The organism is Pedobacter sp. (genome assembly GCF_045628745.1).
Lineage (GTDB): Bacteria > Bacteroidota > Bacteroidia > Sphingobacteriales > Sphingobacteriaceae > Pedobacter.
Genome location: NZ_JAZQPU010000146.1, coordinates 1 through 9,948, shown reverse-complemented (window position 1 = coordinate 9,948; position 9,948 = coordinate 1). Strand labels below are relative to the sequence as shown.

10 protein-coding genes are annotated in these 9,948 nt (G+C 32.3%); all 10 read right to left on the bottom strand.

Annotated elements, in window-relative coordinates; genetic code table 11:
- On the bottom strand, positions 1–657 hold a 657-nt coding region (locus ACR2F7_RS06075; RefSeq protein ID WP_432712688.1), incomplete at its 3' end, for an NAD-dependent epimerase/dehydratase family protein.
- Positions 654–1,772: a glycosyltransferase gene (locus tag ACR2F7_RS06070; RefSeq protein WP_432712687.1), complete on the bottom strand. Its 1,119-nt coding sequence runs from the start codon at positions 1,770–1,772 to the stop codon at positions 654–656. The genes ACR2F7_RS06075 and ACR2F7_RS06070, both read right to left, overlap by 4 nt.
- A gap of 2 nt (positions 1,773–1,774) precedes the next feature.
- On the bottom strand, positions 1,775–2,506 hold the full coding sequence (locus tag ACR2F7_RS06065; RefSeq protein ID WP_432712686.1) for a glycosyltransferase: 732 nt from the start codon (positions 2,504–2,506) through the stop codon (positions 1,775–1,777).
- The gene (locus tag ACR2F7_RS06060) at positions 2,503–3,816 is read right to left on the bottom strand and encodes an O-antigen polymerase (RefSeq protein ID WP_432712685.1); all 1,314 of its coding nucleotides are present in this window, start codon (positions 3,814–3,816) and stop codon (positions 2,503–2,505) included. Before ACR2F7_RS06060 ends, ACR2F7_RS06065 begins: the two co-directional genes overlap by 4 nt.
- A gap of 3 nt (positions 3,817–3,819) precedes the next feature.
- Positions 3,820–4,653: a glycosyltransferase gene (locus ACR2F7_RS06055; RefSeq protein ID WP_432712684.1), complete on the bottom strand. Its 834-nt coding sequence runs from the start codon at positions 4,651–4,653 to the stop codon at positions 3,820–3,822.
- 1 nt (position 4,654) lies between these two features.
- On the bottom strand, positions 4,655–5,461 hold the full coding sequence (locus tag ACR2F7_RS06050; protein WP_432712683.1) for a glycosyltransferase family 2 protein: 807 nt from the start codon (positions 5,459–5,461) through the stop codon (positions 4,655–4,657).
- On the bottom strand, positions 5,461–6,198 hold the full coding sequence (locus ACR2F7_RS06045; RefSeq protein WP_432712682.1) for a glycosyltransferase family 2 protein: 738 nt from the start codon (positions 6,196–6,198) through the stop codon (positions 5,461–5,463). Before ACR2F7_RS06045 ends, ACR2F7_RS06050 begins: the two co-directional genes overlap by 1 nt.
- Positions 6,191–6,925 carry a hypothetical protein gene (locus tag ACR2F7_RS06040; RefSeq protein ID WP_432712681.1) on the bottom strand — a complete coding sequence of 245 codons (735 nt, stop codon included), beginning with the start codon at positions 6,923–6,925 and terminating at the stop codon, positions 6,191–6,193. Before ACR2F7_RS06040 ends, ACR2F7_RS06045 begins: the two co-directional genes overlap by 8 nt.
- A 459-nt stretch (positions 6,926–7,384) precedes the next feature.
- A complete protein-coding gene (locus ACR2F7_RS06035) occupies positions 7,385–8,836 on the bottom strand; it encodes an oligosaccharide flippase family protein (protein WP_432712680.1) in 1,452 nt (483 codons plus the stop codon).
- Entirely contained in the window at positions 8,837–9,934 is a 1,098-nt protein-coding gene (locus tag ACR2F7_RS06030) for a lipopolysaccharide biosynthesis protein (protein ID WP_432712689.1), read from the bottom strand.
- Positions 9,935–9,948: the final 14 nt, after the last annotated feature.

Here is a 9,948-nt window from a genome sequence, read left to right as displayed (position 1 = left end):
GAAGTTTGGATGATAACCATCTGTAAGGTTATAGATACCGCCAATTGTTGATACTTTTGGGATGATTTGCGCAACATCTTCTGCTAACACCATGCTTTTTTTAGCTTTCCCACCTGCAATATTAAAGTAGTACCCATTCTTAATACCATTTATCATTGCTTTTAAATTACCCGGCGGATTTGGGCCAGCAATTAATGGCAACCTAAGGATGGTACAGATGACATTATTTTTCTCACACCAATTATGAACAATAGTTTCGGCCTCAATTTTACTTTTTCCGTACGGATCTGTTGCTAATAAAGGGAACTCTTCTGAAATTAACTGACCAGTATCCTGTCCATATACAGAGACTGAACTGATGAATATAAATGATTCTGGCAATTTAGGCGATAATTCAAGTCCCTTTAATAAATTCTTGGTTCCATTAACATTAACGGCATGGAATTCTTGTGCCTGTAAATCGTTTATTGGAACTGAATGCGCTTTTCCCGCAGCATGAATGACAAGATTAAAGCACTGGAGAAGAACAGGTATATGTTTAACAAAATCAACATTAATATCACAATTTGTGCGGCCTAGCTTTACAAGCTTACCTTCTATATTATTTACGATAGTTTTACCCAAAAAGCCAGTTCCACCTGTTAACAATATATTCATAATGTATGATATAATTCTATTTGTTGAACGATCATGCGGTCAAGCGTAAACATTGTATTGTATCTTTCTGAAGCATTTTTTTTGAAATTCGCTAAAAGCTCATTGTCATTTAAGATGGTTGAAATTGCTGATGCAATGGCTTTTTCATCCTTAATTGGTACTGTAAGTCCTGTATGCCCATTTTGATTAACCCAATCAACACCCGACCCAGCGATCTGAGTTGACACTATAGGCAAACCATATGCCATAGCTTCCACTTGTACAATCGCATATGCTTCTGTTTTATATATTGAACTTAAAGCAAATAGAGCACTATTTTCAAAATACCATTGTTTAGCCTCCTCAGTCACTTTTCCAATGAGCTTAACTTTATCGAAAAGGTTATTTTCCTTAATAAGAGACCATAGACGATCTTTTTCATTTCCTTCGCCAGCGATTACAATGATGAAGTTTTCTGGAAGATATAAGGCTGCTAAAACTAAGTATTCAAATCCCTTATAATAGGCAAGTCGGCCAAGCGAAAAAATAATCTTTTTCCCTTTATATTCTTTAACTCGGGCTTCACCCAAGGACATTGGTTGCCCTTGCTTATTTACATCTATACCTATAGGTAAAACGGCGGTTTTATTTTTATGTTTAATGAGGTATTTTGAGCCTTCAATATAAGTTGGAGAAGTAGCAATAACTAAATCAGCTCGCTTTAAAAGCCAATTCAATAAAGGATTATAAAAAAATAACAATAACTTTTGCTTTAAGATATCACTATGCCAATGCAGAACCACCTTTGCCTTTGGCTTACAAAAATATAAAGCTAGAGCAGCCATTGGATCTGGAGAATGGATATGAATAATATCATAGTTATTTTTAATATTATTCAAGTAAGAAATCAACTGAGTTGATAATAATGTCGAGAAAGCCTTTATTATTAATTTCGTTCTAAATATTTTACCACCAAATCTACCACGTTCCTCAACAAAACTATAGGTGTCATTCACCCCCAATGCATCACATTCGTATCCAGCATTGTTTAAGCCCTCCGTTAATAATGCGATGACCACTTCTACGCCACCTAAGTTAACTGGTGGATATGCCTTTCCAAGTTGCAATATTTTCATTCTTATTTTAGCTTAAATATCCTTAAAAGAAAGGATGACAATAATATTAACCTATAGCTTATCTTAAAATATAGACCATTGATACTTGATCCGCCTGATGGAGATAAATTGTTATCATGTCTTCTATAGTTAACCTGTTTATTTTGATCAAAATACACAGAACCATAATATTCAGCGATCAATCCAATCCAAATATCATGGGGAACATTAAACTTTGAAATAGGTAATACCTTTCCTAATAATTCTCTTTTAAATGCCATACAGCATCCCAAATAAGAATTCTTAATCATATTTTTAACAATCCCTTTTTTAGAGTTATTCCATTCAAAATAGGATTGTACTAAAGTATTACCTTCTGCATCAATTATCTCACAATCACTACATACTAATAGATGATGTTGCAAAAACTGCTGCGTTAATTTAACTTTACCAGGTGCCCAAATATCATCCTGATCTGAAAGATAAATGTAGTCACCCTTAGCCTGCATTAATGCATTCTCCAGATTAAGAGTCGCATACATATACCTGTATTTCAACACGCTTCTAGATTTATGATGATGGAATATTTTAATTCTTGAATCCCCGATGGCTTCGATTTTTTCAAGGGTTTTATCTGTAGAATTATCATCAGAGATAATGATCTCATCATTATCAGCAAGCTGTCTCAAAATAGAGATTAACTGCTCAGTGATAAACTTTTCGCCATTATAAGTAGGAATACAAACTGATATCATTGGCTACGCTCTCCTGATTTTTTAAGGCCACCAAAGATTATTTTATTAAAAAATAACCCTAGCCATATCAACATGGTGTTATAATAATTTATGAACATCCCCATCAAAACACAAAATATAATAATGCTAAATTTCACTATGGCTTCAGGATGCTTTTCATGATATTGTTTGTAGTATCTTGAGGCTAAAAACCCATAAATACAATTAATGATTAAAACACCTATTAATCCAAAGTCTAAATAGGGATCAATTGCATAAGTACCTACATTTTTTTCAGAATCTAATTCAGGAAGCCGGTTAATAACCCCTGTTTTTTCTAAAAGAAATAAAGAAACCAAGGGTCTCATGGTATAGATTCCAAAGCCTAGATATTCATTATCATCTTTAAACTTTATCATTTTGTCTAAAGCAGCAAATCTTTTAGATGAATATTCTGTAAATGTAGATTCCAAAATAGACACGTTTTCATTCTGTATTCCTGCCGCAGCTCTTGAAAACTCTGTGAAACTAATTGATGTTTCTGTATTGAATTTCAGGAAGCCTATAAACATAAACAAAGCAATAACAAGTAACCCGCCGCGTACTAATATTTTGGTATTTACATAATTGTAAAATGAATAAGACATAAAAAAGGTAATGCCTAACAATAGGTATAATTGACGGCTTAAGTAATTGACGAGGATAAAAAGCGCTATAATTAATAAACTTATAAATTCTTTCTTTGTTATTACAGTTTCCTTAAACATTACATATGACCATGCAGGTATAAAGGCTAGCAAGACAATAAAATAATGAAGAAATGGAACTAATTTAGCATTTGTCTCTATATATACATCACTTGCTCCAATCTGCAATACTGGTAAATACCCGAATGAAACAACTTCAATTAAAAATGTAAAAAAAGAGGCTGCGCAAATTAAATATAATAGGATTCTTTTAAGCTCATTATTTAGTTTCAGGAATTTAAAGGGCTTAGGATTAAAATCCAAACTTGCAAAAGTTAAATAGGAGAAAACCGATAAATTTAGCACGAGCACCGTACTAATTGAATATGGAAGCTGCATGTCTGAAAGCCGGATATAGCTGTATGACATTAAGAAAACAAACATCACATATATAGAAATAGGATTTATGGCATCTTTAAATTTTATTAATGAAAAGATCAAAACCAAACAACCAAATAAATAATATAAGCCAAAATTTAACACCTGACTTTGTTCCACACCAATATTCAAGTTTCTATATACAAGAAAAACTCCGACAAGCAAACAGAGAATCCCACCTTTCAAAACACCTTTGTTTAAAACCATGTATTATTTATTGCCTGTTATAAACTTATTCATAAACACCATCGCAAATTCAGGATTTCTAAATTGAATGGTAAGTTTTATTGCCCGTAAAGAAGTCCAAAAAAACAGTAATAAACCATGTCCCTCCAGGGATTTGTATGCCTTTACACCTTCACAATATTGATTAAATCTACGCAATATTTTTGCTTCATCTAAGGTATGGCTAGATAACTCGTGCTCAACCACTACAGGAAGCACTACAAATTGCTCGTAGTGTTTTTTAAATTGATGAATAAAGTAATGATCAGAAAAATCTAATTTTATGAGCTCATTATAACCACCAGATTTATAATACGCATTGAGTTTAATCACTATTCCACTATTAAAAATGGATATATTTTTTAAGGATTTAATGCCACCTTCTATTTGCGATAAGGAGCTTCCTTTCATATACGTAAATTTGCAGGGTGAAAGGATTAACGTCCCTTGTTTAAGTATCGGTGCAAACAGTTGAATAGACGGATAAAGGCTTAGTTGCTCAAATATTACTTTAAGAAAATCATCCGGTAAATCAGAATCCTGATCTAATAATAATAATATTTCTTTATGATGCTGTCCTGCATATTCAGCACCTGCATTATAGGCCTTGCTAATTCCAGAATTCTTACTGTCATGTATATACTTTATATTAAAACCATGAATCTCCTTTTCCTGAAATTGTTTTAGCGGGCTATTGTCATAAACAAACAGATTTAAAACACTTCCTGCTTCTACAAGTGCAGCTAAAGATTTAAACGTTAAGGTGTCTTCAAGTTTAATTTGATATAAAACGATAATTATTAATAGCCTTTCCGTCATACTAAAAATTTAAAGCATTTAAAACCTTGCGTAAAGGCCTAAGAAGCATCAATCCCAGTCTGTATTCCTTAGAATTCACAACATTTGTATATTCAAAAGATAACAAGGGATTAAAAAAAGAAGAATGAAACAAATCAATGTGATTTTCATAAATCTGTCTTCGAAGTGTAGATTGAGTTTCCAACGAAATAGAACTATTTCTTGAGCGTTTTGAAATTCTATATAAGAATAAAACTTCTCTAATCTTAAAAACACTTCCCCCTTCTTTTAAGAAAGAAAGCCAAAAATCCCAATCCTCAAATCCCGCCTTCATATTGGAATTAAAGCCAGATGTAAGCAAAAAGTCACGCTTACGAAACAAAGAAGTTATGACCATTAAATTTTGCCCCATTAATCCTTCCAAAGAATATTCAGGCAAATTAAAAGTTCCTTTCTTCTTTCCGAAATAACCTACTTCTGTAGTGACCACCTTAACAGATGGATTTTTTTTAAATACCTCAATTGCCTTTTCTAAATATGTAGGTTTAATAAGATCATCTCCATCTAAAAGAAGTATATATTCACCCTTAGCATGAGAGATCCCAAAGTTTCTAGCATTAGATACCCCAGAATTCTCAATGTGGTGAATTGTGGTTTTATCCCATTTATTTTGGTTTAAAACTTCTAATGTTTCTTTATCTGTAGATCCATCATTGACGATAACAATTTCAAAGTGACGATAAGATTGTTCAAGCACACTCTTGACGGTAGTGTCAAGGAATTTACCTTGATTATAGCAGGGAATTACGATAGAAACAAGTAAATTCATTATTTTGATTTTATTATCGTTAAAGTTTGAACATATAATTTCCAGTACAAGTATTTGAATTTGCTTATGATTTTAAATCGCTTTTTTATTAATAATTCTTCAGAAAAACCAATAGTCGAATCTGACATCCCCCCTCGTCTGAAATTAGTAAGGACTTCCGGAACGAATAAAAATTTTGCATTGTTATTTCTAGCACGGAGCATCCATTCATAATCAGCAGCGGACTTATAATCAATATTAAATGGGCCAACTTTATCATATAATTCCTTTCTTATAAAACAAGTTGGATGTTCAATCATCCCTGAATTTAAAAAATTACTGTAATGGCCTACAATAGAATCTGCTAAGCCATTACTGCCGATAAACCTTAGCAATCCATGAATAACTTCCGTAGTTGGATTATCCTGATAATTTTTAACTACATGTTCAATTGCATTAGGTTCATACCAGTCATCACTATTTAAAATACCAACAAGAAAACCATTTGCCTTATTTAAGCCCTTGTTCATGGCATAATATATACCACTATCCTTTTCGCTTACCCAGAAATCAATATGTTCGGCATATTTTTTAATGATATCTACTGTTCCATCTGTAGATCCACCATCAATAATAATATATTCAATATTCTTGTATGATTGATTGATGACAGAAACGATGGTTTGTTCAATTGTGCTTACACTGTTATAAGCCACAGTTATAATAGTTACCAAAGGAAGGCTAGTGTCTTTATTCATGTTCTATATATTCAATCATTTTTTCAATTCGGGCATTCCAAGTATGATATTTTTGAACTTCATTAAAATTCTTCTCAATGAGATTGTGATAAGATTCATAATGCGACAATATATCTAAAATCTGTGTGGTGGGATCGTTCATATCAATTTCTATGATGGGCATATAGTCGAAAAGAAGTTTCATCTCCTCAGGAATAATACCTACGATTAGACATTTTGAAGCCATAGATTGCAGATACCGCAAAGTCATCGATGATATGCCTTCTGATCGTTCTGGATGGGTAATATTCGACGGTATACAGATTGAAATTTTTGCAGAGGCCAGTCCTTTTAAAAATTCATTTCTGGAGCCAAAAACCATCTTACCTTTATATTTTTCATAGATATGAACAAGTTGATGGTGAGCTAAAGTCTCGGTTATTTTATCATGATACAGGTCATATTTCCTTCCAAATTCAAGGACGTCTATAGTCTTAGCACTATAGGATTCAAAGTAGTAATCCTTCATATTGATTCCTTCAGGAATCCAAATGGCTGTTACACCGGAATTCAACTGATTAAATAAATGAGTAACCCGACTTGAAGAGAAGAAAATCACTTTTACATCTAAAATCTTCGCTATTTCCGCAATCATTTGATGAAATCTTGGCCATGCATCGTATACATACCAATAGTTATGCTTAAACCTAAAAATATAAGGTATTAAACTCCCAAAAGATGCGCCCATTAAAAGCGATATACTCACTTCATCCTTTTTTATATAAAAGATGTTTTTTACCTGCGGGACCTTAGAAAGGAGCTTTATGAAAAAATTCTTTATCCTTGAGTCCTTGGAAAAGTTAACATTCAGTTCAACCGACTTATTCTGGATCAATGATGTTTGTATTTCATCGAAACAGTCGAGATAACTTCCATTACCTAGCGGCCGGATCAGATTAATCTTTTGCATGGTTACTAGATCTTTTGGTTATGCTGTAAAGGGAAATATTTGAGGAAGTACTATACCACACCCAGAATAAACTTAAAAATAAGCCAATGAACCCATCCTTATAGCCCTTTGTTGTAAAATAGCAGCGAAAAAATTGATAAAATATATTATAAAACGACAAATAATTTAAACATTCTTTTAACTTTTCGCTTTCATTTCTTCCCACCACCATTGCTGAAATTCCTATATTTTCCATATTTATTTGCTGATTTTAAGTACTCCCTTAACAAAGGATTCCATTTTAAGGATGATTAGATCCTTAAATAAAAATCGTTGAATCAAATAATAAACAGACATACAGCAAAATGCTGCTATCATCAATTTCACTCCGGTTTTTTGATTAATTAGTCGTTCTATAAGGAGAATAATAGGAATAAAAATTGCTGATGATACAATTGGAGCAATAAAATAACGAAAGTTTAAATTTATTTTAAAGAGTTTATTTGAAAAATATAAACTTAAGATAAGAAGAGACAATTCTGTCAGCGTTGTAGTAATGGCAGCACCAAGATGTTGCATAATTGGAATCAAAATTAGGTTCAAAACTATACTTACTACAGCACATATAGCTAGTATAAAAAGCATCGTTGTTTCTTTATTGCCAGGCGTAAACAATTGGTAAAAAAAAATAAAATTTAAAGCGATTAAAACAACTATAGGCGACAAATACTGGATGAGTTCGATTGAAGGTAAAAACTCCTGTCCCGAAACTAACAGCACAGTCCATTTGGCTGTAAGTGCTATTCCAATACTCAATGGTATGCCAAAAGTTAAAACATAGTGTATTGATCTGTCAATATAATGTTTAATTGACTCCAAATCATTATTAGAAAAAGATTCAGAAAGTCTTGGAATCAGCACTATACCTAAAGCGTTAATTAATGAAATTGGAACTTTAGTTATTTTGATTGCAGTTGAATAATAACCAACAGACGCTGAAGAACTTAATAAACCCAGAATAACGTTATCAAGCAATACATAAACGCTTCCAACCACTGAGCATGCAGTTAAAAAAAGTAAGGGTTTTATGTGTTTTAATAAATCTAGATCTCGAAAGACAAGCTTCATCTCTGATTGAAAGACTAAATAAAAATTCACCCCCCCGTTCATTAATTGAAGGATTAAAAATAAAAAATAATATTTCGTAATATCATCTTCTTTTTTAACAACAAGAAACATTAAAACTATGAAAACAAGGCGAAGAAGAATGGTTCGTTTAGTAATAAAATCAAACTTCTCTTGTGATTGATAATACCATTCAACAATAAACACATTGCTTAATAAAAGTCCTCCACCAATAATATAAAGATTAGCATCAATATCTTTATCTTTAATAAAAAATATGGTGGTGATGTATATTAGTAAAAAAAAAACAGTTGTGAGTAAGTGTAAAACAATCAGTTCTGTAAATAATTTACTTGATTCTTTTACATTGTTTCTTAGTTTAGATAATTCCCGAATTGCATATATAGGAATACCGATGGCAGAAAACAGAACAAAATATTGTGCAAGACTGTCTACAAAACTCACCTGGCCAACACCACTAGGACCTAGTATTCTTGAAACATATGGAAAGGTAACTAAAGGAAAAAGTACCTGAGATAAGGAAAGTAAAGTATTAAAAACAATATTTTTTTTTAGACTTGACATTTAGCTAAGAATAGAGTTTAAAATTTTTTTCATTGTTAACCCTAATGCGGCTATCAGACTTAACAAAATAGCCCCTATAAACATTGCTTTCAATTTGCTTAACTTATGTTTTTCTAGTGGGTATATAGGTTCATCGACGACTTGAATCAATGGTGTTTCTTTATGCAAAGTAATCTTTGACAGTTCCAAGTTTTTAACCAGCTCTGCCAACATGGCTTTATTAGTTTCTGCTGAAAATTGTGCCTTTTGCAATGGAGCTTGCCTTTGCACTTGACGGGTTGGATTAAGGTTAGGCGTCGCATCAGAAATTACAGCGGCCGTATATATAGAACCATTCATAACGGCCCGAACAGAATCTGTTTTTTGTTGTAATAGAACTACATTCTCTAAAGCCTTTTTAGTCCTTGTTTGAATATAGAAATCATTAACATTTTTAACAATTTGTTCATTGAAATTTTTAGCAAACGACTCATTCTCAGCTTTTACACTAACTTTTATAATACTTAGTTTTTTATCAAGCTTCATTACTGTTAAGTAATTTAAATTGATGTCATTAGTTATTTTCCCAAGTAAACTATCCTGTAAGCGCGAAAATTGAATGTTGTCAGGCTTTGATCTTTCAACAAATTGAATGTTTTTTAATTCAGGAATCTCTTTCCATGAATCACGCATACCATTAAATTGTATATACTTATCAATCAACATTTGTTCTTTACCATCAATTGAAACTTTACTTAATAGGGTTTTTTGAATCATTCGTCGTGATTTGTAGAGTTCAATTATATTTTCTCCTTGAAACAAGCCCTCACCACTATTACCACCGCCAATGTCAATCCCTACCATTGAAGCTATACCTGAATATTGACCTAATCCCCCACCACTTTCACCACCTTCAAGTACAAAAGTTGTGGTCGCGGTATAAGAGACTTTATTTAAGTACGCAAATACGTAACCTACGATCCCCCCCAAAGCACCAAATATTAATATGATAAGCCATTTGGATACCAAGTACCTATATAAGGTGCCTAGCTTTAGTAAAAGTTCTTTGAGGGATATTTCTTCAGTTTCAACTTTCTGATGCTGACTTTCTGTTATCATGTATTTTCTTATCT